The sequence below is a fragment of the Streptomyces endophyticus genome (assembly GCF_035798155.1).
Taxonomy (GTDB): Bacteria; Actinomycetota; Actinomycetes; order Streptomycetales; family Streptomycetaceae; genus Streptomyces; species Streptomyces endophyticus.
In genome coordinates this window covers 1-26,628 of the sequence record NZ_JAOZYC010000197.1, presented here as the reverse complement: position 1 = coordinate 26,628, position 26,628 = coordinate 1, and the positions used below count along the sequence as shown (strand labels likewise).

Below are 26,628 nucleotides of genomic sequence, written 5' to 3'. Positions count from 1 at the left end.
ACTCGATCCGGTCCGCCGGGTGGTCCTCCCGTGGGGGGTGGGGCCGCCCGGCGGGCCCATTTCGGTGGGCTTTTCCCGATGCCCCGTTTTCGTACGGCCCGTGCCGTGGACAATGAGGGCATGAGCCAGCAGGGGGAGAGGCCCACCGGTCACCCGGCCCAAGGGGACGACTGGTGGGGGAAGTTGTACGACAACGAGGCCGCCGCCAAGGACACCGGGCCGACCCCGACCCCGGACACCCTGGAGGACCGCTTCACCTCGGCCGGAGCGATCGCGTCTCCGCGCCCAGCGGGGGACCCGGAGGCCGACGCCCCCGGCCCCGAGCCGAGTCCCCCGCCGCCCCCGCCCTCGCAGGGGGCCCCTGAAGCCACTACGGACGCGCCCGGGCCGGCCGGCGACACCCCGGATTCGCCGGAGCCCAGCCACGCCGTGTACCCGGAGACGCGGCACGTCTGGGGTGCCGCGGGCTTGGCGCAGGTGTCCCAGGGGGACCCCGTGCCGCCCCCGCCGGAGGCACCCCGGGTCGACTACGTGGGTGACGGTCCGCCCACCTACGACCCCGAGCCCAGCGCCCTCCCCCTCGCCGATCCGGAGGATCTGGACGATCTCGTCGCGGACACCGTGCTCGACGGGGCGCGGTGCGGGGTCTCGACCCTGCGGGCCGTGTCCGTACGGGGGGACTCCGCGCGGTACCGGGGAGAGCCGCGGCGCGACAGCCTGCTCACCGCGCGGTTCGGAAGTGGGCCCACGGCGCTGATCCTCGTGGCGATGGCCACCGGCGCCCGCGCCACGCCCGGCGCGCACCGGGCCGCCGCCGAGGTCTGCGAGTGGATCGGGCGGGCCGTCGGGCTCAGCCACACGCGGCTCGGCGAGGACGTGCGGGCGGGCCGCCGCGGCGACCTGAAGTCCGGCCTGCACCGGCTCACCGACCGCAGCCTCGGCAAGCTGCGGGCCGGCGCCACCGAACAGGGCCTCGACCCGGAGGAGTACGCGGCGACGCTGCGCTGCCTGCTGCTGCCCGCCGACCCGGCGTGCCGCACCCGCGTGTTCTTCGGCGTCGGCGGCGGCGGTCTCTTCCGGCTGCGGGACGGGGAGTGGCGGGACATAGAGCCGAGCGTCGCCGAGCAGAGCGGCGAACCCGTGGTCGGCTTCGGCTCGTCGCCGCCGGAGGAGACCCCGGACGGCGACCGGCTCACGATGGACCTCAACATCACGACGCCCCCGAGCCCCTACGAACCCGCGCCCCCGCCCCCGCGCGACGCCTTCCGGTTCCGCGCCTCCGTCGCCCGACCGGGGGACACGCTGCTGCTGTGCTCGCCGGGCCTCGCCGAACCGCTCCGCGGCGAGCCGGATCTCGCCCGCCACCTGGCGAACAGGTGGGCGGACGCCGATCCGCCGGGCCTCGCCACGTTCCTCGCGGACACCCAGGTCAGGGTGAAGGGATACGCCGACGACCGAACGGCCGCGGCCGTCTGGGAGGCGTGAGCACGTCCCGTATGAATTCATGGAACCCGCAAGAGCTGAGAAGCAATGAGGACACCGGGTTCCGAAAGGGCGCGTGAGTCATGGCCAAGCAGAACGTCGCCGAGCAGTTCGTCGACATCCTCGTCCGCGCGGGCGTCGAGCGCATGTACGGAGTCGTGGGCGACAGCCTCAACCCGGTCGTCGACGCGATCCGGCGCAACGACGCGATCGACTGGGTCCATGTACGGCACGAGGAGACCGCCGCCTTCGCGGCCGGCGCGGAAGCACAGATCACCGGAAAGCTGACCGCGTGCGCCGGGTCCTGCGGGCCGGGCAATCTGCACCTGATCAACGGGCTCTACGACGCCCACCGCTCGATGGCCCCCGTACTCGCCCTCGCCTCGCACATCCCGTCCAGCGAGATCGGCCTCGGCTACTTCCAGGAGACCCACCCGGACCGGCTGTTCTCCGAGTGCTCGCACTACAGCGAGATGATCTCCAGCCCGAAGCAGCTGCCGCGCGTCCTGCAGACCGCCATCCAGAACGCGGTCGGGCGGTCCGGCGTCAGCGTCGTGACCCTCCCCGGCGACGTCGCCGACGAACCCGCGCCCGAGAAGTCCATCGAGACCGCGATCGTCACCTCCCGGCCCAGCATCCGCCCGGGTGACACCGAGATCGAGAAGCTCGTCGAGCTGATCGACGAGGCCGACAAGGTCACGCTGTTCTGCGGCAGCGGCACCGCGGGCGCGCACGCCGAGGTCATGGAGTTCGCCGAGAAGATCAAGTCGCCGGTCGGCCACGCGCTGCGCGGCAAGGAGTGGATCCAGTACGACAACCCGTACGACGTCGGCATGAGCGGGCTCCTCGGGTACGGCGCCGCGTACGAGGCCACCCACGAGTGCGAGCTGCTGATCCTGCTCGGCACCGACTTCCCGTACAACGCCTTCCTGCCGCAGAAGGACGTCAAGATCGTCCAGGTGGATGTGCGGCCCGAGCACCTCGGCAGGCGCTCGAAGCTGGACCTCGCGGTCTGGGGCGACGTACGCGAGACGCTGCGCTGCCTCACGCCGCGCGTGAAGCCCAAGTCGAACCGCAAGTTCCTCGACCGGATGCTGAAGAAGCACGCCGACGCGCTCGAAGGCGTCGTGAAGGCGTACACGCGCAAGGTCGAGAAGCACACGCCCATCCACCCCGAGTACGTCGCCTCCGTCGTCGACGAACTCGCGGCCGAGGACGCCGTGTTCACGGTCGACACCGGCATGTGCAACGTCTGGGCGGCCCGCTACATCTCGCCCAACGGGCGGCGCCGCGTCATCGGTTCGTTCTCCCACGGCTCGATGGCGAACGCACTGCCGATGGCGATCGGCGCCCAGTTCACCGACCGGAACCGGCAGGTCGTCTCCATGTCGGGGGACGGCGGCTTCTCGATGCTGATGGGCGACTTCCTCAGCCTCGTGCAGCACGACCTGCCGGTGAAGGTCGTCCTCTTCAACAACTCCTCTTTGGGAATGGTCGAGTTGGAGATGCTGGTCGCCGGGCTCCCCTCGTACGGGACGAACAACAAGAACCCCGACTTCGCCGCGATCGCCCGCGCCGCCGGCGCCTACGGCGTCCGTGTCGAGAAGCCGAAGCAGCTCGCGGGCGCGCTGAAGGACGCCTTCAGGCACAAGGGGCCCGCGCTCGTCGATGTCGTCACCGACCCCAACGCCCTGTCCATCCCGCCGAAGATCAGCGCCGAGATGGTCACGGGCTTCGCCCTCTCCGCCTCGAAGATCGTGCTCGACGGCGGAGTGGGCCGGATGGTGCAGATGGCCCGCTCCAACCTGCGCAACATGCCGCGTCCGTAGGGCCCTTCAGCTCGGATCACACCGCTCACACCGGTCGCAGCCGCAGCGTCAGGATCTGGAACGGGCGCAGGGACAGGGCGAGACCGGTGTCGGAGGTGTCGGCCGGGCGCAGCGGGCGCTCCAGGAGGTCCGTCTCGTCGGCGCCCGCCACCGGGAACGCCGCCGTGAGCGTCGCGTCCGCCCGCCCGCCCCGCGACTCGTAGAGCCGCACCACGACATCCCCGCTCCGGTCCTCCGCGAGCTTCACGGACTCCACCGTCACCGCCGGGTTGTCGACGGTGACCAGCGGCGTCACGGCGGGCGCGGGCGCGATCCTCAGCGGCAGGTTCAGGGCGAGCCCCTCCGCCACCGCGTCGCCGGTCGTCGCGCCCGGCAGCAGCGCGTACGTGAAGCGGTGCGTGCCCAGGTCCGTCTCCGGGTCGGGGGAGTGCGGGGCGCGGAGCAGCGTGAGGCGGACCGTGGTGCCGAGGCCCTCGTCGTGCGCGGCGCGCGTGACGTCGTGGCCGTACGTGGAGTCGTTGACGACGGCGACCCCGTACCCCTCCTCCGCCACGCGCAGCCAGCGGTGCGCGCAGATCTCGTAACGGGCCGCGTCCCAGCCGGTGTTGGCGTGCGTGGGCCGGTTGACGTGGCCGAACTGGATCTCGGCCGACGACCGCTCGGCGTGCACGTCCAAGGGGAACGCCGCCTTGAGCACCTTCTCCGACTCCTGCCAGTCGATGTCCGTGACGACATCCAGGCGCCGGCTGCCCGCCGCGAGCCGGTACTCCTGCGTGATCCGGGACTTCCCGAAGGAGCGGGTGACGCGCACGGAGACCCGCAGCGGCCCCTCCTCGACCAGCTCCACCGACTCGGCCTCCGTGAGGTCGGTCCGGGTGTGCCGGTAGTGGGCGTCCAGGTCCCAGGCGTCGTACTGGGTGGGGTGGTCGGGGTGCAGTTGCAGCAGGTTGCCGCGGCTTCCCGGCGCGAGCGTCTCGCGTCCGCCGCTGTTCAAGTCCCGTACGGAGGTGAGGAGTCCGTCCCCGTCGATCGTGACGGTGAGGTGCTCATTGGCGAGGATGATCGAGCCGGTCTCCCGGGTCGCCGCCGCGTGCGCGCCGGGGCCGCGGGTGTGCCCGGCGGCCTCGGCGAGGGAGCGGGCGCCGAGCCCGGCGATGTTCACATGGATCAACTCGCCGTTGTGGGCGACGACTTCGCTGCGCGGGTACGGGGAGGCGTTGAGCGCGGACTGCTCGGTGCCGCCGAGGTGGCGTACGGCGTCGGCGGTGATCCCGTCCAGCTCCGTGAGCACCTGGGTGTAGGTCTCCCTTGCCTCCCGGTGGACCCAGGCGATCGACGAGCCCGGCAGGATGTCGTGGAACTGGTGCAGCAGCACCGTCTTCCAGATCCGGTCGAGGGCGTCGTAGGGGTACGCGTACGCCGGGTCGTGCAGGGCGGCGGCCGTGCACCACAACTCGGCCTCACGCAGGGCGTGTTCGGAGCGTCGGTTGCCCTGCTTGGTCTTCGCCTGTGTGGTGTACGTGGCGCGGTGCATCTCCAGGTACAGCTCGCCGGACCAGACCGGGGCCTTGGCGCCGTACTCCTCGTGCGCCGCCTCGAAGAACGCCGCCGGCTTCTCGATGTCGACGCGCGGCGAGCCCTCCAGGGAGCGCAGCCGGCGGGCCTTCTCCAGCATCTCGCGGGTCGGGCCGCCGCCGCCGTCGCCCCAGCCGAAGGGCACCAGGGACCGGGAGGCGCCGCCCTTCTCCGCGAAGTTCCGCTCCGCATGGGCGAGTTCCCGGGCGTGGAACTGGGAGTTGTAGGTGTCCACGGGCGGAAAGTGGGTGAACACGCGGGTGCCGTCGATGCCCTCCCACCAGAACGTGTGGTGCGGCATCTTGTTCGTCCGGTTCCAGCTCAGCTTCTGTGTCAGGAACCACTTGGCGCCCGCGAGCTTCGCCAACTGCGGGAAAGCGGCGGTGTACCCGAAGGAGTCCGGCAGCCAGATCTCCTCCGTCTCCACACCCAGCTCGTCCTGGAAGAACCGCTTGCCGTGCACCAGTTGGCGCGCCAGGGCCTCACCGCCGGGCATGTTGGCGTCCGACTCCACCCACATCGAGCCGACCGGCGCCCAGTTCCCGTCCGCGACCGCCTTCTTGATGCGCTCCCAGATGTGCGGCTGGTGCTCCTTCACCCACGCGTACTGCTGCGCCTGCGAGCAGGCGAACACCAGCTCAGGGTAGTCGCGGGCCAGCGCCGTGACGTTCGCGAACGTGCGTGAGGCCTTGCGGACCGTCTCGCGCAGCGGCCACAGCCATGCCGAGTCGATGTGCGCGTGCCCGGCCGCCGAGACCCGGTGCGCGCTCGCGTGCGCGGGCCGGGAGAGGACCTCGGCCAGCTCGGCGCGGGCCGCCGACGCCGTGCCGGAGACGTCGTGCAGATCGAGGGCGTCCAGCATCCGCTCCAGGGCGCGCAGGATGTCGTGGCGCCTGGACCGGTCGGCGTCCAGCTCGTGCATCAGCTCCGAGAGCACCTCGACGTCCAGGACGAGATGCCAGACCTCCTCGTCGAGTACGGCCAGATCGGCAGAGCGGAATCGGTAGTTGGGGCGATCTCCTGCGGTCAGTACGTCGCCGAGGAAGGTGGGCTCGAAGTCCCGGAGCACCGTCGGATTGGCCGCCGCCTCAAGCAGCAGGCGTACCGGCTCTCCGCCGGCCGCGCGAGCCGCGATCGTCAGATGCCGGTTACGCGGATGGATACCCTTGAGGGGTACGCCCGACGCGTCGTACAGCAGCCCCTCCGCCTGGAAGCCGGGCCCCTGTCCGGAGAAACCGGGATCGACGACCGCCTCGACGTGCCGCCCGGCCCACTCCTCGGGCACCCGCCCCTCCATGCGGAACCAACTGGTCGACCACGGCTTTCCCCAGGCGGTGCCGGTCTCGAAGGGCTCGTACGCGCCCTCCAGGGCCTCGGCCACCGGCACCGGTTCCCCCGGCGCGTGCCAGACGCTCATGCTCAGCGGTACCCGCGCCCCGTACTGCGCGGGCCGCACGAACTGGCGCATCGCCCGGTCGAGTCGGCCTTCCACGAGGTGTCGGTCGTCGTGCACGGCGTCTCCTTCAGTGCTCCTGCGGTGCGATTCGGTGCTCGTACTGTGCCGGTCCCGGCGGCGTCCCCACGCTTCCTTCCCCGGCGTGGCGCTGGACACCCGCAAGTGGTGGACCAATCAACAAGCGTGCCGATCAGGCAGCGGGGCATTCATCCCCGTGTACGCGTTCGAAGAGCAGGCCGAGCAGAAGAATTCCAGCCGGAAAGGCATGGGATCGGCGTGTGGGCGGGGGCCATGAAACGGCAGTCACGAGGGGGCGCCCCGATGGGCGACACGGGCTCAATGACGTACGAGAAAGGGGTCGCGGCGGCGCGCGCGGATCCGGAGGACGAGCCACCGCGGCAACTCAAGCGAAAGCTGGGCAAGGCGGACCTGCGGGCCGTCCCGGAGACGAGGCGCGCGCTGCGCGAACTCCTCCTGCACTGGGGCAGGCCCGGAAGATCGGAGGTGGCGGAGCTGCTCACCAGCGAACTCGTGACGAACGCGCTGGTGCACACGGACTGCGAGGCGGAACTCACGGCGACCGTGGGGGCGCGGTCCCTGAGAGTCGAGGTCCGTGACTTCGTCTCGCGCAGGCCCAAGCCACGCGTACCGCACGCCGACGACGGTACGCACGGCACCAGTGGGCGCGGTCTCGTCCTGGTGCAGTCCCTCGCGGACGCCTGGGGTGTGGCGGCGCTCGGCCCGGGGGCCACGGGCAAGGTGGTCTGGTTCGAACTGGACGGCGGCGTCGCGTGATCTGAACGACGCCGCCGTACCACGGACGGGCTCAACCGAGCTGCTGCTCAAGGTCCTTGAGCTTCTGCTCCAGAGAGTCGAGCCGGGGCAGCGCCTGCGTGTCGTCCTCCGCCGTGAGATCGACGGTGACGGGCGCCTTCTGGTCACGGGACCTGCGGATGCCCTTGACGGCCTGGAGGGAGGGGCGGGTGCGCAGCGGAAGCTGTTCCGGTGCGGGCGCCGCCTGTGACAGTTCCGACGGCGAGGCCGTCGCCGATATGGCGGACTCCGGGCCGGCCTGACCGGAGGTGCCGGCCTCCACCTGCCGGGGCTCCCTGGTGCCGAAACCCCGGCTCAGTGCCTTCAGTTGGGCGCGTTCCAGCTTCTGGTGCTCGCGCTGGCGCATCCGGTTCTGCGTCTTCTCCCGCTTGTCCTCGCGCACCTCGTCCACGGCCTCGTCGAGGGTGCGCACATTCTCCAGAAGCATCAACGACCAGGCGCTGTACGTCTCCAGAGGTGCGCGGAGCCAGCGCACTATCCGGATCTGCGGCAAGGGCCGCGGTACCAGGCCCTGTTCGCGCAGCGCCGCGCGGCGCGTCTGCTTCAGGGCGCGGTCGAAGAGGACGGCGGCCGAGAGGGACATCCCCGCGAAGAAGTGCGGGGCGCCCGCGTGGTCCAGACCCCTGGGCGCGTGCACCCAGTTGAACCAGGCGGCGGCGCCGGCGAACGTCCACACGAGTATCCGGGAGCCGAGCGCGGCGTCGCCGTGGCTGGCCTCGCGCACCGCGAGCACCGAGCAGAACATCGCGGCGCCGTCGAGCCCGAAGGGGACGAGGTACTCCCAGCCCCCCGTCAGGTTCAGGTTCTGCTTGCCGAAGCCGACCAGGCCGTGGAAGGAGAGGGCGGCGGCGACGGCCGCGCAGCAGAACAGCAGCACGTACGAGGCGGTGCCGTAGACGGCCTCCTTGCGCCTGCGGCGATCCTCGCTGCGCTCCCACGAATCGTCGGAGAACGTCCCCGCGTCCTTCTTGGCGCCCCCGGCGCGCCTGCCGCGCGCGAGCACTGCGACCGCCGCCAGCATGCCCAGGAGCAGTACGGCGCCCGGCAGCAGCCAGTCCAGCGATATGTCGGTCAGTCTCATCTGGGGTCCCTTGCATCGCGATAGGGCGGTTCGGCCGCCATATTGGCCCAGCCGCCCGAGCCCGCAGGGGGGTTTCGGGGCAAGAGAACGCCATTGGAGTGTGAGGGGGCGCGTAAAGCGGCCGTACGCTCGAACTACCGCTGGAAAAAGGGAAGTTGGGTTCGAATTACGTCACTCGAACGGGTGGTTCAGGCCGCCGCGCTCGCGGTGAGCCTGCCGATCCGGTCCGCGTCACAGGTGCGCGGGCAGGTCACGCAGGTGTCCTGCGGGCGCAGCGTGTAGAACATGCAGCAGCTCGCCCGGTCCCTGGTGGGCAGCAACTCCCCTTCGGGGCCCGTCAGTTCGCGGAACGCGGCCTTCCCGACGTACGGCTTCGTGGCGCCGGGCAGCAGGGCCTCCAGGTCGTTCATGGCGCGCCGCTCCTCGCCGAGGAGGTGGCCGACGTACCAGAGGGACTCGACGATCTCGTCCGTCGCCATGCCCCACAGGGCGCGCGGGCCGCGCCGCATCCGCGGCCCGAAGCCGGCGAGCACGGGCTGCAGGTGCTCGGCGACGGCCGCGCGGACCTCGGCGCGCAGGGCTTCCTCGTCGGGGACGACGCGGGCGCCGGGCAGGTTCGCCGCCGGGTCGTCGGGGAGGCAGGCGAACTCGGTGACGTGGACCGCGAGCCGGCCGAGCGTGCGCTGGAAGGCGACCTCGGATGCCGGGAAGCGGGGCACGCGGCGGTGCAGGAACCAGGGGACCGTGATGAGCAGGCAGGCGGGCCAGGCGTAGCGGTGCAGGCCGAAGCTCGCGATGACGTCGGGGCGGGCGCTGGTGCCGTAGTCCTTGAGTACCTGTGCGTTGTCCCACGCGAGGAAGGCGTCGAGCGCGGCGCCGCCCTCGGCGAGCCGCTCGGTGTGCACCCAGCCCGCACCCTCGGGCAGCGCCGCGCCAGCGGGCACCTCGGTGACGCCCAGGCCCGGGAACACCTCGGTGAGGCGGGCGTACGCGGCCGAGGTCGCGCTGGGGGGCGCGCCGAGCGCCGACGTGGTGAGGGGCATGCGTGGACCGCCGATTCACGATCGTTTACAGGTAAGCCTTACCTTACCCGAACGGGGTGGGGTTTGAACTGTCGGCCCGGCCCTCTATCGTTCGTCGTTGAGCTTCGGACAAACGGCAAGGAACGGCGGCGAAGGGGATGACCGGGGTGGAGCGGACGAGACCACGCGAGGCACGCGACTCCTCCATGGGAGTGCCGGAGCAGCGGTCGATGCCGGCGTGGGCGTCGCGGCCCACCGTGCCCGTCTCCGCACCGGCCGCCGTTCCCGAGCAGAGCCGTGGTGAGCACACCCACAGCGAGCCGCCCGCGCCGGGGATCGTGGCGCGTGGGGTGGTCGAGCGGACGTCCGTGCGCGGCCAGGTGCTCGACGCGCTGCGGGCCGCGCTCGTCTCCGGCGACCTCGCGCCCGGCGAGGTCTACTCGGGGCCGGCCCTGGGAGAGCGCTTCGGGGTCTCCGCGACGCCGGTGCGCGAGGCGATGCAGCAGCTGGCGCGGGAGGGTGCGGTCGAGGTCGTCCCCAACCGCGGGTTCCGGGTGACCCGGCGCTCGGACCGGGAGCTGGCCGAGCTCGCGGAGGTGCGGGCGCTCGTCGAGGTGCCGGTGGTGACGCGGCTCGCGCGCACGGTGGCGCCCGCGCGGTGGGCCGAACTGCGGCCGCTGGTCCGCGCCACCACGGCGGCCGCCGTGGTGGGGGACCGGGCGGGGTACGCGGAGGCGGACCGTGTCTTCCACCGGGCGCTGCTCGCGTTCGCGGGCAATGACCAGGTGGTTCGCGTCGCCGACGATCTGCATCGGCAGGTGGGGTGGTCGACGTCGGATCTCGCGGTGGACGCGCATCAGCACGTGGTGCTGCTGGATGCGTTGGTGGCGCAGGACTGTGGTGCGGTGGGCCTCTTGGTGCGGGAGCACATCGGAGGGTGACGGTCGGCCGTCCCTACGCCGCGGGGCTCTGCCCCGGGCCCCGCGCCTCAAACGCCGGCGGGGCTTGATTGGGTAGCGCCTCCGCCAACCACGTAGGTACGCCGTCCAGCAAGCGGAACAACCGGCCCGCCTCCGCGCGCAATCGCGCCTTCGTGTCCGGGTCCGGTTCGGCCTCTGCCAGGGATACGAGTGCCGGGGCCGTGCCGACCAGGTAGCCGAGTTCCTCGCGGATGCGCAGGGACTCCGTGAAACCGTGCCGCGCCTCCGCCAACTCGCCCTCCCGCAGGGCGAGTCCGGCGAGGTGGCGCCACGTGAAGGAGAGCAGGAGCGCGTCGCCGTGGGCCGTCGCGCCCGCGTGGGCCCTGCGGTACGCCGCGCGGGCCGCCTGCGGCGAGTCCGCCAGGTTCTCCGACATCAGGCCGCGCCGGAAGTCGAGCAGCGCGCGGCCCGGCGCACCCGGAGCGATGAGCGCCGCCGCCCTGCCGAACGCCGAACGGGCCTCGTCGGCCCGGTCCCGCGTCTTCAACAGCGTTGCCGCGTACGCGAGTTGACCGCGCTCGCACGCCGCCGCGCCCCGCTCCTCGTCCGTGTGGGCCAGCGCCTCCGCCGCGCGCAACGCGTCTTCCGCGTCCGCCCACCCCTGCTCCGTGTACAGGCACCGCTCCACCAGCAGCGCCGCCCGCTGAAGGGCCGCCCCCGCGTCCGTCGTCGCATGATGGTCCAGGAGCGCCGCCGCGTCGGCCCAGCAGCCGCGCGAACGCAACCGCCATACCGCGGTCTGGAGTGGATCGTCCGCTGTGTTCGTTCCGGTACCAGACATGGCGGTATGCGCCACATTGCCCTCCGAGCACGCCATCGAGCCGAGTTGCCGTGGGGCATCTCAGCACGGATCAAGGTGCCCGGCCAAGGGGGTGGGTGAAAGATTTCACAAAGGGATGGGCTTCCCAAGCGCTCCCAAGATCGCTAAGGAGGTGCCCCTGGGGGTGATGGGGCGTCAGCTCATCCGCAGGGCCAGGAAGAAGTCCAACTTGTCCTCCAGGCGCGAAAGATCACGACCCGTCAGCTGCTCGATGCGGCCCACGCGGTACCGCAGCGTGTTCACGTGCAGGTGCAGCCGGGCCGCGCAGCGGGTCCACGAGCCGTCGCAGTCGAGGAACGCCTCCAGCGTCGCGATCAGCTCGGCGCGGTGCTTGTGGTCGTAATCGCGCAGCGGGTCGAGCAGACGGGCCGTGAACGCCCGGCGCACGTCGTCCGGGACGAAGGGCAGGAGGAGGACGTGGGACGCCAGCTCCTGGTGGCCCGCCGCGCAGACCACGCCCGTGCGGGCGGCCGCCACGCGCCGTGCGTGCCGCGCCTCCTCCAGGGCGCCGCGCAGCCCCTCCGCGGAGTGCACCGCGGCGCTCACGCCGATCGCCAGGCGCCCGTCGTCGGCGAGCCCGGCCGCGAGCGGTTCGCGCACGGCCGTCAGGAGCGTGTCCGCGAGCAGCCCCTGTTCCGAGCCGTCGTGCTCCGCAGCCACGGCGGGCAGCGGCACCAGGGCGATCGCCTCGTCCCCGCTGTGCGCCACGGCGATCCGGTCGGACGGCTCGGCGGAGTCGGAGCGCGCTCCGATCTCGGGGGCGATGAGGATCTCCTCCAGGAGCGACTGGGCCACGGCCCCGCCCTCGGCCTTCTCGCCCTGCTGGTCCGTCCACTCCACGCGCGCCACGACGACCTGCCAGTGCGGGGCCGCGCCGAGCCCCGGCAGCAGCACGGGCGCCGCGACGCGAAGCCGCGCCGCGATCTCCGCGGGGGCCGCGCCGGCCTGCACCAGCTCCAGGATCTCCTGGGCGAGCCTGCGCCGCACCGTGCGGGCCGCGTCCCGCCGCTCGCGCTCCACCGAGATCAGCTGCGTGACGCCTTGCAGCAGGTCGAGCCGCTCCTCCGGCCAGTCGCCCGCGTCCGCCTCGACGGCGAGCAGCCAGTCCGCGAGGGCGCTCGCGCGCACGTCGGGGGAGGGCGCGGCGGCGGCCTGCCCGTCCTTCGGCGCCGAGCGGATCGGGAACAGCGAGTACGTGACTCCCTCCACCGTCACCCGGTGCGGGCTGCGCCGTGCGGTGCGCAGGGCCGCCAGGTGCTCGGCGGCGAGCCGGGTGCGGATCGCCGCGGGCAGCTCGGGCCCGGCCGCTGAGGAGCCCGCGATCGCGCGCCCCGTCGGGGAGAGCACCCAGGCCCGCAGGTCCAGGTCGCTGCCGAGCAGGTCGAGGACGACGTCCGGGCCGCCGCCCGCGGGTCCCGAGGTCATCATGCGCCGGTGCCGGTCGACGACCGCCGCGAGGTCACCGGCGCGCTCGCCCGAGACCTGGCGTACGACGTGCTCGGTGATCGTCCCGAACGCCACCGACTGGGCCACGGAGAACAGCGGCACGCGGTGCCGGGCGCAGGCCTCGACGAAGTCCTCGGGGACGTAGCCGAACTCGGCGGTGCCCGCCGCGACGGCCGCGACGCCCGCCGCGGCCATCAGCCGGGCGAAGGGCTCCGAATCGGCCGGCTCCCGGTGCCAGGCCAGGCCCGTGAGGACCAGCTCGCCGCCGGACAGATAGCGGCTGGGGTCCCGAAGGTCGGTCGTCATCACGCCGCGGACGGTGCGGTCGAGCTCGTCCTCCCCGCCGAGCAGCCTGAGGCCCAGCGCGTCCGTGTCCAGCAATGCGCGCAGCCGCATGTCGTCGCCGCCGATCTGTCTTGAAGTCGTAGCCAAGTGGAACGCCGCAGACCTGTGGCCTGGGTTTCCGGGAAGAAACGGTGAGGTTACTGATGCCACCCGTTCATACGAATCTACAAGACACCCCGATGGGCCAGCCAACGCGTTCATGTTTTCCGTGACTGACACTGCCGGAGCAGCAGGCGGTGTACTTGCCTCACTCCGCGTGAACAGCACATGAACGAGCCCCTGTGATCCGCACATCCCGTGGCTCGAACGCATCGCATCGACCCCGCACGACACGACGCACGAACCACGCACGATCCCTGCCCGATCCACGAACCTCACGGAGAAGAGAGCCGTTATGGACTTCCTTCGCCCCGGCAGCTGGGAGGAGGCGCTCGCCGCGAAGGCCGAGCACCCCACAGCCGTGCCGATCGCAGGCGGCACCGATGTCATGGTCGAGATCAACTTCGACCACCGCCGCCCCGAGTACCTGCTCGACCTCAACCGCATCGGTGAGCTGAGCGAGTGGGAGGTGGGCGAGGGGCCTCAGAACGACACCGTCCGGCTCGGCGCCTCCGTCCCGTACAGCAAGATCATGGAGCACCTGCGCGGCGAGCTGCCCGGTCTCGCCCTTGCCTCGCACACCGTCGCGTCCCCGCAGATCCGCAACCGCGGCGGCGTCGGCGGCAACCTCGGCACCGCCTCGCCGGCCGGTGACGCCCACCCGGCGCTGCTCGCCTCCGGCGCCGAGGTCGAGGTGGAGTCGGTCCGCGGCTCCCGGCGCATCCCGATCGACGAGTTCTACACGGGGGTCAAGCGCAACGCCCTCGCCGAGGACGAGCTGATCCGCGCCGTGCACATCAAGAAGGCCGAAGGGCCGCAGCAGTTCTCCAAGGTCGGCACGCGCAACGCGATGGTCATCGCGGTGTGCGCCTTCGGCCTCGCCCTGCACCCTCAGACCCGGACCGTGCGTACCGGAATCGGCTCGGCGGCGCCCACGCCGGTCCGCGCCAGGGAGGCCGAGGAGTTCCTCGCCGCCGCGCTCGAAGAGGGCGGGTTCTGGGACAACGGCAAGATCATCACCCCGTCGGTCGCCAAGCAGTTCGCCACGCTGTGCTCCGGCGCCTGCAACCCGATCGACGACGTGCGGGGCACCGCCTCGTACCGCCGTCACGCGGTCGGCGTCATGGCGCGCCGCACGCTGACCTGGGCCTGGGAGTCGTACCGCGGCTCGGGCGTTCGCACGGAGGGAGCCGCGTAATGCGCGTCAATTTCACGGTCAACGGCCGTAAGCAGGAAGCCGACGACGTCTGGGAGGGCGAGTCCCTTCTCTACGTGCTGCGCGAGCGGATGGGGCTTCCGGGATCGAAGAACGCCTGCGAGCAGGGCGAGTGCGGATCCTGCACCGTCCGGCTCGACGGTGTGCCGGTGTGTTCGTGTCTGGTGGCCGCGGGACAGGTCGAGGGCCATGAGGTCGTCACCGTCGAGGGGCTCGCCGAGCACGCCAAGTCCCGTACGTGCGGGTCCCACGAGGGCGGTACGACGCTTCAGGACGCGCAGGGCTGGTCCGCCAAGGGCACCGACTCGCAGACCGGCGAAGGCGGCGAACTCGCCCCGATCCAGCAGGCGTTCATCGACGCGGGCGCCGTCCAGTGCGGCTTCTGCACGCCGGGACTGCTCGTCGCGGCCGACGAGATGCTGGAGCAGAACCCGAACCCGTCCGACGCGGACATCCGCGAGGCGCTCTCCGGGAACCTCTGCCGCTGCACCGGCTACGAGAAGATCATGGACGCGGTCCGGCTCGCCGCCGCGCGCCAGACCGAGCCCGAGGGAGTCTGAGCAGCATGGGTACGACAGGAATCCCCGGCAAGGTCACCCAGGGGTCGCAGACCAAGGGCGGCATCGGCGAGTCCACGCTCCGCCCGGACGGCACCCTCAAGGTCACCGGCGAGTTCGCCTACTCCTCCGACATGTGGCACGAGGACATGTTGTGGGGCCACATTCTGCGCTCCACCACGGCGCACGCCGAGATCGTGTCGATCGACACGGCCGAGGCACTCGCGACTCCCGGTGTCTACGCGGTACTCACCTACGACGACCTCCCGACCGCCGTGAAGAACTACGGCCTGGAGATCAAGGACACCCCGGTCCTCGCGCACGGCAAGGTCCGCCACCACGGCGAGCCCGTCGCCTGCATCGCGGCCGACCACCCGGAGACGGCGCGGCGCGCCGCCGCCAAGATCAAGGTGGAGTACCGCGAGCTGCCCGTCATCACCGACGAGGCCTCCGCGACCGCGCCGGACGCGATCCTCGTCCACGAGAACCGCGACGACCACCACATCGGCCACGTCCCGCACCCGAACATCGTGCACCGCCAGCCGATCATCCGCGGCAACGCCGAAGAGGCCGCCAAGAAGGCCGACTTCATCGTCTCCGGCGAGTACACCTTCGGCATGCAGGACCAGGCCTTCCTCGGCCCCGAGTCCGGCCTCGCCGTGCCGGCCGAGGACGGCGGCGTCGACCTCTACGTCGCCACGCAGTGGCTGCACTCGGACCTCGGTCAGATCGCCCCCGTCCTCGGCCTGCCCGAGGACAAGGTGCGGATGACGCTGTCCGGCGTCGGCGGCGCGTTCGGCGGTCGCGAGGACCTGTCGATGCAGATCCACGCGTGCCTCCTCGCGCTGCGCACCGGCAAGCCCGTCAAGATCGTCTACAACCGGTTCGAGTCCTTCTTCGGGCACGTCCACCGGCACCCGGCGAAGCTGTACTACGAGCACGGGGCCACGCGCGACGGCAAGTTGACGCACATGAAGTGCCGCATCGTGCTCGACGGCGGCGCCTACGCCTCCGCCTCCCCGGCCGTCGTCGGCAACGCCTCGTCCCTCGCCGTCGGCCCCTACGTGCTCGACGACGTCGACATCGAAGCCATCGCGCTCTACTCCAACAACCCGCCCTGCGGCGCCATGCGCGGCTTCGGCGCGGTCCAGGCGTGCTTCGCGTACGAGGCGCAGATGGACAAGCTGGCCGACAAGCTGGGCATGGACCGCGTCGAGTTCCGCCAGCTCAACGCCATGGAGCAGGGCACCATCATGCCGACGGGCCAGCCCGTCGACTCGCCCGCCCCGGTCGCCGAAATCCTGCGCCGCGTCAAGGCGATGCCGCTGCCGCCCGAGCGCCAGTGGGAGTCCAGCGAGGGCGCCGACGTGCGCCAGCTGCCCGGCGGCCTGTCCAACACCTCGCACGGCGAGGGCGTCGTTCGCGGGATCGGCTACGCCGTCGGCATCAAGAACGTCGGCTTCTCCGAGGGCTTCGACGACTACTCAACCGCCCGTGTACGTATGGAGGTTGTCGGCGGCGAGCCGGTGGCCACCGTGCACACCGCGATGGCCGAGGTCGGTCAGGGCGGCGTCACCGTGCACGCGCAGATCGCGCGCACCGAGCTGGGCGTCACCCAGGTGACCATCCACCCGGCCAACACCCAGGTCGGCTCGGCCGGTTCGACGTCCGCGTCCCGCCAGACGTACGTCACCGGAGGCGCCGTCAAGAACGCCTGCGAGCTCGTCCGCGAGAAGGTCCTGGAGCTCGGCCGCCGCAAGATGGGCACCTACCACCCGGCGTGGGCCACCGCCGAACTCCTCCTGGAGGGCGGCAAGGTCGTCACCGACGGCGGCGAGGTCCTCGCCGACCTCGCCGAGGTCCTCGAAGGCGAGGCCGTCGAGGTCGAGGAGGAGTGGCGGCACCGCCCCACCGAGGCCTTCGACCTGCACACCGGGCAGGGCAACGGGCACGTCCAGTACTCCTTCGCCGCGCACCGCGCCGTCGTCGAGGTCGACACCGAGCTCGGCCTCGTCAAGGTCGTCGAACTGGCCTGCGCCCAGGACGTCGGCAAGGCGCTCAACCCGCTGTCCGTGATCGGCCAGATCCAGGGCGGCACCACACAGGGCCTCGGCGTCGCGGTGATGGAGGAGATCATCGTCGACCCGAAGACCGCCAAGGTCAGGAACCCGTCCTTCACGGACTACCTGATCCCCACGATTCTCGACACGCCGACCATCCCGGTCGACGTGCTCGAACTCGCCGACGACCACGCCCCGTACGGGCTGCGCGGCATCGGTGAGGCCCCGACCCTGTCGTCCACCCCGGCCGTCCTCGCGGCGATCCGGAACGCGACGGGCCTGGAGCTCGACCGGACGCCGGTTCGTCCCGAACACCTGACGGGAACGGGTTCCGCCTAGTCCGTTTCCGCCCGGCCCCCGGCCCCGCCGGGGGCCGGGCGGAAGAGAGAAAGGTTCCGGGGGACCTCGTCCCCCGAGCCCCCTTGCGTCTCGGGCCGTCCCCCGGGTCGTGCAGCCATCCCAAAACCCGTGCGCCGCAAGGCAGTTCACGGGAGCCCCTTTGAACCTTGGGAAACGAGGCACCATGACCCAGCAGTCCGTGGAGCCGAAGACCACCGCCGACGACGCGGGCGCGGGCTCGCGTCAGCCGGCCGGCAGGTCTTGGCTCGACCGCTACTTCCACATATCCGACAGAGGGTCGACGTTCGCGCGCGAGGTGCGCGGCGGCATCACCACCTTCATGGCGATGTGTTACATCCTTCTGCTCAACCCGCTGCTGCTCGGCGGCCCCGACGCGGCCGGCGACAAGCTCAGCCACGCAGGACTGATCACGGCTACCGCGCTCGCCGCCGCCGTGTCCACCCTGCTGATGGGCTTCCTCGGCAAGGTGCCGCTGGCGCTCGCCGCGGGCCTGTCCGTCTCCGGCGTGCTCGCCACCCAGGTCGCGCCCAACATGACGTGGCCGCAGGCCATGGGCATGTGCGTGATGTACGGCGTGGTGATCGTGCTGCTGGTCGTCACCGGCCTGCGCGAGATCATCATGAACGCGATCCCGCTGGCCCTGAAGCACGGCATTACCATCGGCATCGGCATGTTCATCGCGCTGATCGGCCTGGTCAACGCCGGGTTCGTCGGCAAGGGCAACCCGGTCACCCTGGGCACCGGCGGACAGCTCAAGGGCTGGCCCGTCCTGCTCTTCGCCGTCACCCTGCTGCTCATCTTCATGCTCCAGGCCCGCAACATCCCCGGCGCCATCCTCATCGGCATCGTCGCCGGCACGATCCTCGCCGTCATCGTCAACGCGGTCTTCGACCTCAGCCCGAAGGTCTGGGGCGGCAGCCCGCCCGAGCTGACCGGCAGCGCCGTCTCCATGCCCGACTTCTCGCTCTTCGGACATGTCGAGTTCGGCGGCTGGGACTCCATCGGCGGCATGACCGTCGGCATGATCGTGTTCACGCTCGTGCTCGCCGGCTTCTTCGACGCGATGGCCACCATCATCGGCGTCGGCACCGAGGCCAAGCTCGCCGACGACAAGGGCCGCATGCCGGGCCTGTCCAAGGCGCTGTTCATCGACGGCGCCGGCGGCGCGATCGGCGGTGTGGCGGGAGCCTCCGGGCAGACCGTCTTCATCGAGTCCGCCACGGGTGTCGGCGAGGGCGCGCGCACCGGCCTCTCGTCCGTCGTCACCGGCTTCCTCTTCGCGCTCGGCCTGTTCTTCACGCCGCTCGCGCAGATCGTGCCCGGCCAGGTCGCCGCCGCCGCGCTCGTCGTCATCGGCGCGATGATGATGCAGAACGCCCGGCACGTGGACTGGTCCGACCGGGCCGTGGCCGTGCCGGTGTTCCTGACCGTGGCGCTGATGCCGTTCACGTACTCCATCACCGCCGGCGTCGGCGCCGGAGTCATCGCGTACACGGCGATCAAGGCGGCGCAGGGGAAGTTCCGCGAGGTCGGTGCCTTCATGTGGGTGCTGACGCTCGTCTTCATCGTGTACTTCGGCCTGCACCCGATCGAGAGCTGGATGGGCGTCAATTAGGCCCGTCCACGGACCATTCCACGAACCGTTGAGGAGACCGAGACATGCTGGACATCGCCGATGAGCTGAACCGGTGGGTCGAGCAGGGGCGCGACTTCGCCGTGGCCACCGTGGTGGCCGTCGGCGGCAGCGCGCCCCGCCAGCCGGGCGCGGCGCTCGCCGTCGACAGCGAGGGCACCGCGATCGGCTCCGTCTCCGGCGGCTGCGTGGAGGGCGCGGTGTACGAGCTGTGCGGTCAGGCGCTGGAGGACGGGGAACCGGTCCTCGAGCGGTTCGGCTACAGCGACGACGACGCCTTCGCCGTGGGGCTCACCTGCGGTGGCGTCATCGACATCCTCGTCACGCCTGTACGGGCGTCTGATACGGCCGTACGTGACGTGCTCGCGGGCGCGCTGGGTGCCGCCGCCACGGGGGAGGCGGCGGCGCTCGCGCGCGTGGTGGCGGGGCCGGGGGAGTTGGTCGGACGGGCGCTGGTCGTCCGCCCCGACGGCTCGTACGAGGGCGGGTTCGGGGGCCACCCGGAGCTCGACCGCACCGTGGCGGGGGAGGCGGGTGCGTATCTCGACGCGGGGCGCACCGGCACGGTCGAGATAGGTGAGCAGGGCTCGCGGTGCGGGTCGCCGCTGACGGTCCTGGTCGAGTCGTCCGTCCCCGCGCCGCGCATGATCGTGTTCGGCGCGATCGACTTCGCGTCGGCGCTCGTGCGGATGGGCAGGTTCCTCGGCTACCGGGTCACCGTGTGCGACGCACGGCCCGTGTTCGCGACGGCCGCGCGGTTCCCCGACGCCGACGAGATCGTCGTCGAGTGGCCGCACAAGTACCTGGAGCGGGTGGCGGCGGAGGTCGACGGCCGCACCGTGCTGTGCGTCCTCACCCACGACGCCAAGTTCGACGTGCCGCTGCTCCAGCTCGCGCTGCGGCTCCCGGTCGCGTACGTGGGGGCGATGGGCTCGCGCCGTACGCACCTGGACCGCAATGAGCGGTTGCGTGAAGTGGGCGTGACCGAGCTGGAACTGGCGCGGCTCAGGTCCCCGATCGGGCACGACCTGGGGGCCCGTACGCCGGAGGAGGTGGCGGTGTCCATCGCCTCCGAGATCGTCGCCGACCGCCGCGGCGGCACCGGCGTCTCCCTGACCGGCGCCCACACCCCGATCCACCACGACCCGGACACGCCCCGCCGCATCGACTCGGTGGCCTGAACCGGAGCCGGTGCCCGTCGTCCGTGTCGCGCGGCACCGTGGCGCCGCCTTGCCCACCCTGCCGCCCAAGGCGGCAGATTGCCCAAGGCGGCGACAGCCACCCGCATGCCCGGCGCCGGGTGGCCAAATCAAGCTCCAGCGGCGGGTGGGCATATCAAGCCCTGCGGCGGGTGAGCCACATCAAGCCCCTGCGGCGATTGAGCAGCGGGGTCCGGGGCGGAGCCCCGATCTTTTGGCCCCGCTTCGGGGCGAGGGGCAGCGGAGCCCGGATCTTCAAGCCCCGCCGGCGATCGACACACGGGGTCCGGGGCGGAGCCCCGTGGCGTAGGACGGACCGGGTAACACCAACGCGCCGCACACCCCGCCTACTTGACGCCCAAGGCACCACACCCGACCCTGTGGGAGCGCTCCCGCAGCGACGACCGGGAGCCCCCGCAAGGCCGACCCGTCGCCGCCCCGAGCCCGCCCGACCGGCCCAAGGAGTCACCGTGCGAAGACCCTTCAGACGCGCCGCGATCACCGCACTCGCCCTCTCCACCCTGCTCATCGCCGCACCGCAGGCCACCGGCGCCGAGGCACCGACCTCGACGGACGGGCACGGCCCCAGGCTCTACACCCCCGACCCCAACCCGGACGCCGCCCGGCAGATCGTGGGGCTCGTCAAGGCGGGCCAGTACCGCGACGCCGCCCGGATCACCGCGATGATCGCCACGCCGCAGGCCGTCTGGTTCGGCGACCAGAGCCCCGCCGAGGTCGAGAAACTCACCCGCGACGTGGTCAGGGACGCCGACCGCCGCGCCGCCCTCCCGGTGTTCGCGCTCTACAACATCCCGGGCCGGGACTGCTCCAACTACTCGGCGGGCGGCGCCGCGAACACCGCCGAGTACCAGGCCTGGATCGACGCCGTCGCCCGCGGCATCGGCTCCCGCGACGCCATGGTCGTCCTCGAACCCGACGCGCTCGCCCTGCTCCCCGCCGACTGCGGCCAGGACGACGCCCAGGGCACCAAGACCGCCGCGCGCTACACCGAGGTCAACTACGCGGTCGACCGGTTGGAGCCGCTGCGCGGCACCCGCGTCTACCTCGACACCGGCCACCCCGGCTGGCACAGCGTCAACTCCATCGTGCCCCGCCTGATCAAGGGCGGCGTCGAGCACGCGGCCGGCTTCTACACCAACGCCTCGAACTACTTCACCGACGACGCCAACTCCTGGTACGGGAAGCTGATCTCGTCCTGCATCGCGTACGTCGAGAAGTCCGCCGGGGACGCCGCCGACTGCCCGAACCAGTGGACCCCGCGCGCCGACGCGCAGACCTGGATCGACGCGCACGTGCGCGTGCCGGCCTCCCGGATGGCGCACTTCGTGACGGACTCCAGCCGCAACGGCCGCGGCCCGTGGACCCCGCCCGCGGGCAAGTACACCGACCCACAGGACTGGTGCAACCCGCCGGACCGTGGCCTCGGCGCCCGCCCGACCCTGCGCACCGGCGACCCCTTGCAGGACGCCCGCCTGTGGATCAAGACGCCGGGCGAGTCGGACGGCCTGTGCCTGCGCGGCACCGAGGGCCCCGAGGACCCGGAGCGGGGCACGGTCGACCCGAAGGCGGGCGACTGGTTCCCGCAGCAGGCGCTCGAACTGGTGCGGTACGCCGAGCCGCCGCTCCTGCCCGCGAAGTGACGCCCACCCGGTCACTGCCCGTGCGGTGACGTTTCTTCGGAGGCGCTCTCCTCGGTGTCGTCGAGGGCGTCGTCGCGGGCGTCGTCGAGCAGTCCGTCCACCGCCCGCCCGAAGACCCATCGCCCCGCCGCCGCGACCACCCGGTCCGCGGCGCGGGGCACTCCGCGTACCCGCAGCTCCTCGCGCCACTCGACGCGCGAGCCGCCGTCGCCGAGCGCCCGCACCTCGAACTCGGCCCAGCCGGTGACGACACGGCCGCGCTTCTCCATCCGGCAGCGGCGCGGCGGCTGCCAGGCGACGACCTCCATCGGGTCGTCGAAGCCGCACCGGCCGACGCCGGTGCGCGCCACGAACACCGTGCCCGCCGCGTCCGGCGGCGGGGTCGTCACCGTGACACGGGTGAGCGGCACGGAGTCCCCGTGCCGCTCCCAGTCGGTCAGCCGCCGCCACGCCTCGGAGGCGCGCAGCGACGTGTCACGGACGATGCTGATATGGGCGGTCATGTCGTGATGGTATGCACACGTCCGGGTGCGGGGTCCGTGCCCGGGGTCGGGCGGCGTGTCGCGCGGGGCCCCAACTCGGAGCCCCGCGCGCCCAGTTGCGCGACTTCCGGCCGGTCAGGCCGCCTTGTACGCCGCGGCCAGCTTCTTCAGCGCCCCCTTGTAGTCGCCGGTGAGGGCGAGGTGCTCGGCCTCGGCGAACGGCTTGGCCCACGCCGCCGTCACCTTGCCGCCCGCCTTCTGCTGAACCTTGAGCCGGGCCCCGGTCACGAGCGCCTGGTCACCACTCCCGCTCCCGGTCGCCTTCGTCGTGAGCCCATAGCCGTACGGGAACTGCGGATCGTACGAGGCGTCGCCGACGTTGATGGGCAGCTGGGCCTCGGACTTCGGCCAGGTGACCGGGAGTTGACCGGTGAAGGGCTTCTTGCTGTAGAGGACGTCGGCGACGCCGTCGCCCTCCGTGCCCGGCAGCCAGGACGCGACGAGCCCGTCGATGTCGCCCAGCTGGTCGCCGATCAGCTGCGGCCGGCCGGAGACCGTCAGCACCACGCACTTCATGGCGCCGCAGACCTTGTCCACCGCCGTCCTGTCCGCGGCGGAGAGCTCCAGGTCGTGGCCGTTGCCGACGTCGCCGACGCCCTCCGCGTACGGGGTCTCACCGACGACGACCACGCCGACGTCGTACCCGGAGGTGGGCGCCGAGGCGTCCTTCGAGTAGTCGACCGACGCGGCGGGCGCGGCCTTCTTCATCGCCTGGAGGATCGTGGTGCCGTCCGTGATCTTTCCGGAGGAGCCCTGCCAGGAGACGGTCCAGCCGCCGGTCTGGTTGCCGATGTCGTCGGCGTTGGACCCGGCGACGTACACCTTCTGCGAGGGCTTGAGCGGCAGCACGTTCCCGTCGTTCTTCAGGAGGACCTGCGACTTGGCCGCCGCCTCGCGTGCCACGGCGCGGTGCGCGGCCCCGCCGATCTTGTCGCTGTTGGCGGTGTCGGCGTACGGCTTCTCGAAGAGTCCGAGCTTGAACTTCTGCGTGAGGATGCGGGAGACCGCGTCGTTCACGCGCGCCTCGGTGACCCGGCCCGAGGAGACCTCGGCGAGCAGGGTCTTCTCGAAGTCGGCGTAGGCGTTCGGCACCATGATCATGTCGAGGCCCGCGTTGATCGACGTACGGACGTCGGACGCGTAGTCGCCGGGGATCTGGTCGATGCCCGCGTAGTCGCTGATCACGAAGCCTTCGAAGCCGAGCTTCTTCTTCAGCTCCCCGTTGATCATGGCCGCGTCGGCGTGCATCTTCACGGGGCCCTGGTCGTCGCCGATGATGTCGAGCGAGGAGTACGAGGGCATGACCGTGCCCACCCCGCGCCGCACGGCCTCGCCGAACGGCGCCAGGTGCACGGCCTCCAGCTCCTGCCGCGTCACCTTCGTGATGCCCTGGTCGATGGTGTACGAGCCGGTGGTCGAGGAGCCGTACGCGGTGCCGCCGTCGCCGACGAAGTGCTTGGCCGTGGCGAGCACCTTGTCGTCGCGGTCCAGGTCGCTGCCGTTCGCGCGGCCCTGGAAGCCCTTGATCATCGTCTCCATGGACTTGACGAGGGCCGGGTCCTCGCCGAAGGACTCGTAGGAGCGCCCCCAGCGTTCGTCGCGGCTCACGCACAGGCAGGGCGCGAAGTCCCACGGGACGCCGGTCGCGCGCACCTCGGAGGCGGTGACCGCCCCGGTCTTCTCGGCGAGTTGGGGATCGCGGCTCGCGCCGATGCCGATGTTGTGCGGCATGATCGTGGCGCCGACGACATTGTTGTGGCCGTGCACCGCGTCCACGCCGTAGATCAGCGGGATCTGGAACCGCGTTGCCTGCGCCCGCAGTTGGTAGCCGTCGATCATCTTGGCCCAGCCCTCGGGCGTGTTCGGCGTCGGCACGGAGCCGCCGCCGGAGAGCAGTGAGCCGAGGTTGTGGCTCGCGATGTCGCCCGGTGACTTGAGGGCGGCGCGCTCGGCCTGCGTCATCTGGCCGACCTTCTCCTCCAGGGACATCCGGGAGACGAGGTCGGCGACCCGCTTCTTGATCGGGGCCTTCGTGTCGAGATACGGCAGTCCGTGCGCGTCGATGACGACTTGCGGGGACTCGGCGGGCGGCTTGGCGCCGGTGACGGTCAGCTTCAGCGGGATCGTCTCGGCGGTCTCGGACCGTGCGGAGTCCTTGGCGGTGGCGACCGTGACGGTCTTGGCCGCGCCGGACGCGGTGCCCGCCGGGAAGGTGACCTTGCCGGTGACCGGGGTGTAGTCCTTGCCCGCGTCGGCGGTGCCGCCCCCGGTGGCGTACTCGACGGTGACGGGGTCCTCGATCGGTACGTTCCCGGTGGTGGTGACCGACAGCTTCACCGCCGCCGCACCGCCCTCCTTCACCGGGTACACGGCCGCGTCCGTCGACACCTGCGCGCGCAGCGACTGGTCAGCCTTGCCGTACAACTCCACGTCGTCCATGGCGAATTGGCTCTTCGCGCCCGTGGGAAGCGTGACCGCGTAGCCCCACATCCTGTCGAGCCCGAGGACGTGGTCGATGCCGCCGACCGGCTGGTAGTCCGTGCGGTACTCGAACTGCGTGAACGGCAGCTCGACCTGCTTCCAGCCGGTGAAGTCGTCGGTGAACGACGTCGTCCACAGCTCGGACGCCTCGCCGTGCGCGCCGCCGTCCTTGATCTCGAAGGTGAGCTTGCGGCCCGAGTCGTCGCCGTACCACCACAGCCGGACGCCCTTGTGCGCCGACCAGTCGTGGGCCGGCTTGTCGGCGGCGTAGTCGTGGCTGAAGCCGCCGTAGCCGCTGATGTCGTAGGCGCCTTCGAGGACCTTGGCGCCTTCGGGCGCGTCCGCGCGTTCCTTGAGTTCGAGCTTCGGATGGTCGTCCGTGTCGCCGCCCCACGTGAAGATGCCCTCGGCGGGCTGCGTCGCGAAGGGCACCTCGCCCTCGAAGCGGTCGACGGGGGTGGGTGCGGGGTCGTCGGCGGCGGATGCGGCCCCGGTGCCGGTCAGCGGCAGCAGGCCCGCCGCGAGCGCCGACACGGCGAGTAACGCCGCGCGTCTCCTGCGGCTTCTGCGGCCGGATCTGGTGGTGGAGTCGGTGTGACGCAAGGTTCCCTCCCGGTGGTCCCGTTGCGGGTGCTGGTGGTGCGTCGTGCCGTTTCTAAATTCAAGGCTTGAGTTAAAGGGGGAGGGGTGGGGGCGTCAAGGGTTCGGAACGTAAAGGGAGTTGGCGGCGGAATGGCGCCGCGTTGGCTACTTGTGACCGATTGACAGCCGGGGCGCCGCCCCCGATCGTTTGCTTCGGGGTGTGACACCTGACGGTTGGGGGACCGCGATGAGGTGGCAGGGGGGCGCGTCGTCCGGCGACGCGGAACGGCAGGGGAGCGGCGGGTTCGGGCCGCCTCCACAGATGCCACCGGAGCCGCGGGTGCCGCCGGAGCCGCGGATGCCGCCGGGGCCGCCGAAGCCATCGGTACCGCCGGTACCGCCCATGCCGCCGGGGCCTCCCGCGGTCGGGCCGTCCGCCTTCGGTCCCGCGCAGGAAGTCGCGTTCGGGCCGCCCGCCCGTCCCCCCGTCCGGCCGCCGACCGGGCCCGCCGATCCGGTGCGCGCCCTCGCGGCGGGGCTGCTCAACCTCAGCGGGCTCGGCCTGGGATACGTCCTCGTACGCCGCCGCCTGCTCGCCCTGCTGTGCGTCGCCGCCACGGCCGCCCTGCTCACCCTCGCACTGCCCGCCGACCCGGACGGAGTCCCCGGATGGGCGCTGATCGGGTACGCGGCGCTGCTGCTCGTCGCGGTGGCGGACGGCGCGCGGCGCGGGCTGCGGGCACCCGCAACTGCCGTACAGATACGGCCGGTTGTGGCGATCGTGCTCGGTGTCGTACTGCTCGCCGTGCCCGCCGGGGGCGCCGTCGCGTACGGCGGTCTGCGGGACGACGCCGTCGAGGAGATGCTGCTCGACCGGCTCGACAGCGCCGACGCCCTCGTCAAGAAGGCCTCGGGCCGCGACTTCGCCGAGGCGCGCGCCGATTACCGCACGGCGCTCGGCCGGTACCGCGACCTCGTCGACGACCACCCGGACTCCAGGGCCGCGCACCGCGTGCACGACAGCCTCGACGCCTACTACAAGGCGGTGTCCGCGCCGTACGCCGACGGCGAGCACTGCGCGGCCGTCGCGCCCCTCGAACACCTGCGGACGGTGCCGGGTACCGTCGACCGCGCCGTCCTCGGCTCCCTCGCCCGCTGGCCGGACAAGCCGCTCGCCGCCTCGCTCCTGAAGTGCGGTACGGGAAAGCTCGGCGCCGCCGAGTCCGACGGCAGGGGCGGCGAACTGGGCCAACTCCTGCGTACGTTCCCGGAGTCGGCGCAGGCCGGCCAGGTGGAGCCCGCCGTGCGCGCGGCCGTCGAGCGGCGCGCGGGCGAGCTGAAGGGCGCGGACCCGTGCGCCGCCACCCG

Annotated in this window: 17 protein-coding genes and 1 pseudogene; 11 read left to right on the top strand and 7 right to left on the bottom strand. The window is 71.8% G+C overall.

Annotated elements, in window-relative coordinates; genetic code table 11:
* The first annotated feature begins 120 nt into the window (after nt 1–120).
* Entirely contained in the window at nt 121–1,485 is a 1,365-nt protein-coding gene (locus tag OKJ99_RS40250) for a protein phosphatase 2C domain-containing protein (protein WP_326023457.1), read from the top strand.
* An 80-nt stretch (nt 1,486–1,565) separates the two neighbouring features.
* Nucleotides 1,566–3,311: a pyruvate dehydrogenase gene (locus tag OKJ99_RS40245; RefSeq protein WP_326023456.1), complete on the top strand. Its 1,746-nt coding sequence runs from the start codon at nt 1,566–1,568 to the stop codon at nt 3,309–3,311.
* A 25-nt stretch (nt 3,312–3,336) separates the two neighbouring features.
* Here OKJ99_RS40245 and OKJ99_RS40240 read toward each other — a convergent pair whose 3' ends face one another.
* The gene (locus OKJ99_RS40240) at nt 3,337–6,399 is read right to left on the bottom strand and encodes an alpha-mannosidase (protein ID WP_326023454.1); all 3,063 of its coding nucleotides are present in this window, start codon (nt 6,397–6,399) and stop codon (nt 3,337–3,339) included.
* Nucleotides 6,400–6,681: 282 nt separating this feature from the next.
* Here OKJ99_RS40240 and OKJ99_RS40235 point away from each other — a divergent pair, with 282 nt between their 5' ends.
* Complete coding sequence (locus tag OKJ99_RS40235) at nt 6,682–7,137, top strand: ATP-binding protein (protein ID WP_326023452.1); 456 nt, start codon at nt 6,682–6,684, stop codon at nt 7,135–7,137.
* A gap of 31 nt (nt 7,138–7,168) precedes the next feature.
* Here OKJ99_RS40235 and OKJ99_RS40230 read toward each other — a convergent pair whose 3' ends face one another.
* Complete coding sequence (locus OKJ99_RS40230; protein WP_326023451.1) at nt 7,169–8,257, bottom strand: DUF2637 domain-containing protein; 1,089 nt, start codon at nt 8,255–8,257, stop codon at nt 7,169–7,171.
* Between the two features lie 188 nt (nt 8,258–8,445).
* Nucleotides 8,446–9,300, bottom strand: a complete 855-nt coding sequence (locus OKJ99_RS40225; RefSeq protein ID WP_326023450.1) for a (2Fe-2S)-binding protein — start codon at nt 9,298–9,300, stop codon at nt 8,446–8,448.
* Nucleotides 9,301–9,437: 137 nt separating this feature from the next.
* Between OKJ99_RS40225 and OKJ99_RS40220 the strand changes: the two genes are divergently transcribed.
* Nucleotides 9,438–10,220 (top strand): GntR family transcriptional regulator, encoded by a 783-nt coding sequence (locus OKJ99_RS40220; protein ID WP_407700864.1) that lies wholly within the window; start codon nt 9,438–9,440, stop codon nt 10,218–10,220.
* A 13-nt stretch (nt 10,221–10,233) separates the two neighbouring features.
* On the opposite strand, the gene OKJ99_RS40215 is transcribed toward OKJ99_RS40220, so the two are convergent.
* Together OKJ99_RS40215 and OKJ99_RS40210 are read right to left on the bottom strand one after the other, a co-directional pair.
* Nucleotides 10,234–11,040: a hypothetical protein gene (locus tag OKJ99_RS40215; protein ID WP_326023449.1), complete on the bottom strand. Its 807-nt coding sequence runs from the start codon at nt 11,038–11,040 to the stop codon at nt 10,234–10,236.
* A 174-nt stretch (nt 11,041–11,214) separates the two neighbouring features.
* Nucleotides 11,215–12,921, bottom strand: coding sequence for a PucR family transcriptional regulator (locus OKJ99_RS40210; RefSeq protein WP_326023466.1), 1,707 nt, complete (start codon nt 12,919–12,921; stop codon nt 11,215–11,217).
* A 343-nt stretch (nt 12,922–13,264) separates the two neighbouring features.
* On the opposite strand from OKJ99_RS40210, the gene OKJ99_RS40205 reads away from it, so the two are divergent.
* The 6 genes from OKJ99_RS40205 to OKJ99_RS40180 all read left to right on the top strand — a co-directional run bounded on the left by OKJ99_RS40205 (nt 13,265) and on the right by OKJ99_RS40180 (nt 21,655).
* Nucleotides 13,265–14,167 carry an FAD binding domain-containing protein gene (locus OKJ99_RS40205; RefSeq protein ID WP_326023448.1) on the top strand — a complete coding sequence of 301 codons (903 nt, stop codon included), beginning with the start codon at nt 13,265–13,267 and terminating at the stop codon, nt 14,165–14,167.
* On the top strand, nt 14,167–14,745 hold the full coding sequence (locus tag OKJ99_RS40200) for a (2Fe-2S)-binding protein (protein WP_326023447.1): 579 nt from the start codon (nt 14,167–14,169) through the stop codon (nt 14,743–14,745). Before OKJ99_RS40205 ends, OKJ99_RS40200 begins: the two co-directional genes overlap by 1 nt.
* Nucleotides 14,746–14,750: 5 nt before the next feature.
* Entirely contained in the window at nt 14,751–17,141 is a 2,391-nt protein-coding gene (locus tag OKJ99_RS40195) for a xanthine dehydrogenase family protein molybdopterin-binding subunit (RefSeq protein ID WP_326023445.1), read from the top strand.
* A 184-nt stretch (nt 17,142–17,325) separates the two neighbouring features.
* Nucleotides 17,326–18,777: an NCS2 family permease gene (locus tag OKJ99_RS40190; protein WP_326023443.1), complete on the top strand. Its 1,452-nt coding sequence runs from the start codon at nt 17,326–17,328 to the stop codon at nt 18,775–18,777.
* A 44-nt stretch (nt 18,778–18,821) separates the two neighbouring features.
* On the top strand, nt 18,822–19,976 hold the full coding sequence (locus OKJ99_RS40185; RefSeq protein ID WP_326023441.1) for an XdhC/CoxI family protein: 1,155 nt from the start codon (nt 18,822–18,824) through the stop codon (nt 19,974–19,976).
* A 488-nt stretch (nt 19,977–20,464) separates the two neighbouring features.
* The gene (locus OKJ99_RS40180) at nt 20,465–21,655 is read left to right on the top strand and encodes a glycoside hydrolase family 6 protein (protein ID WP_326023439.1); all 1,191 of its coding nucleotides are present in this window, start codon (nt 20,465–20,467) and stop codon (nt 21,653–21,655) included.
* An 11-nt stretch (nt 21,656–21,666) separates the two neighbouring features.
* On the opposite strand, the gene OKJ99_RS40175 is transcribed toward OKJ99_RS40180, so the two are convergent.
* Together OKJ99_RS40175 and OKJ99_RS40170 are read right to left on the bottom strand one after the other, a co-directional pair.
* On the bottom strand, nt 21,667–22,158 hold the full coding sequence (locus tag OKJ99_RS40175; protein WP_326023437.1) for an SRPBCC family protein: 492 nt from the start codon (nt 22,156–22,158) through the stop codon (nt 21,667–21,669).
* A gap of 114 nt (nt 22,159–22,272) precedes the next feature.
* The gene (locus tag OKJ99_RS40170) at nt 22,273–25,281 is read right to left on the bottom strand and encodes a glycoside hydrolase family 3 protein (RefSeq protein WP_326023435.1); all 3,009 of its coding nucleotides are present in this window, start codon (nt 25,279–25,281) and stop codon (nt 22,273–22,275) included.
* A 382-nt stretch (nt 25,282–25,663) separates the two neighbouring features.
* On the opposite strand from OKJ99_RS40170, the pseudogene OKJ99_RS40165 reads away from it, so the two are divergent.
* Nucleotides 25,664–26,628, top strand: a pseudogene (locus OKJ99_RS40165) (hypothetical protein); the annotation flags it as partial.

What these genes read in the sequence shown, in the direction of transcription:
- OKJ99_RS40195 (WP_326023445.1), top strand. Translation starts at nt 14,751, where the DNA reads ATGGGTACGACAGGAATCCCCGGCAAGGTCACCCAGGGGTCGCAGACC.
- OKJ99_RS40175 (WP_326023437.1), bottom strand. Translation starts at nt 22,158, where the DNA reads ATGACCGCCCATATCAGCATCGTCCGTGACACGTCGCTGCGCGCCTCC.
- OKJ99_RS40235 (WP_326023452.1), top strand. Translation starts at nt 6,682, where the DNA reads ATGACGTACGAGAAAGGGGTCGCGGCGGCGCGCGCGGATCCGGAGGAC.
- OKJ99_RS40185 (WP_326023441.1), top strand. Translation starts at nt 18,822, where the DNA reads ATGCTGGACATCGCCGATGAGCTGAACCGGTGGGTCGAGCAGGGGCGC.
- OKJ99_RS40210 (WP_326023466.1), bottom strand. Translation starts at nt 12,921, where the DNA reads ATGCGGCTGCGCGCATTGCTGGACACGGACGCGCTGGGCCTCAGGCTG.
- OKJ99_RS40190 (WP_326023443.1), top strand. Translation starts at nt 17,326, where the DNA reads ATGACCCAGCAGTCCGTGGAGCCGAAGACCACCGCCGACGACGCGGGC.
- OKJ99_RS40220 (WP_407700864.1), top strand. Translation starts at nt 9,438, where the DNA reads ATGACCGGGGTGGAGCGGACGAGACCACGCGAGGCACGCGACTCCTCC.
- OKJ99_RS40245 (WP_326023456.1), top strand. Translation starts at nt 1,566, where the DNA reads ATGGCCAAGCAGAACGTCGCCGAGCAGTTCGTCGACATCCTCGTCCGC.
- OKJ99_RS40215 (WP_326023449.1), bottom strand. Translation starts at nt 11,040, where the DNA reads ATGTCTGGTACCGGAACGAACACAGCGGACGATCCACTCCAGACCGCG.
- OKJ99_RS40205 (WP_326023448.1), top strand. Translation starts at nt 13,265, where the DNA reads ATGGACTTCCTTCGCCCCGGCAGCTGGGAGGAGGCGCTCGCCGCGAAG.
- OKJ99_RS40225 (WP_326023450.1), bottom strand. Translation starts at nt 9,300, where the DNA reads ATGCCCCTCACCACGTCGGCGCTCGGCGCGCCCCCCAGCGCGACCTCG.
- OKJ99_RS40200 (WP_326023447.1), top strand. Translation starts at nt 14,167, where the DNA reads ATGCGCGTCAATTTCACGGTCAACGGCCGTAAGCAGGAAGCCGACGAC.
- OKJ99_RS40250 (WP_326023457.1), top strand. Translation starts at nt 121, where the DNA reads ATGAGCCAGCAGGGGGAGAGGCCCACCGGTCACCCGGCCCAAGGGGAC.
- OKJ99_RS40230 (WP_326023451.1), bottom strand. Translation starts at nt 8,257, where the DNA reads ATGAGACTGACCGACATATCGCTGGACTGGCTGCTGCCGGGCGCCGTA.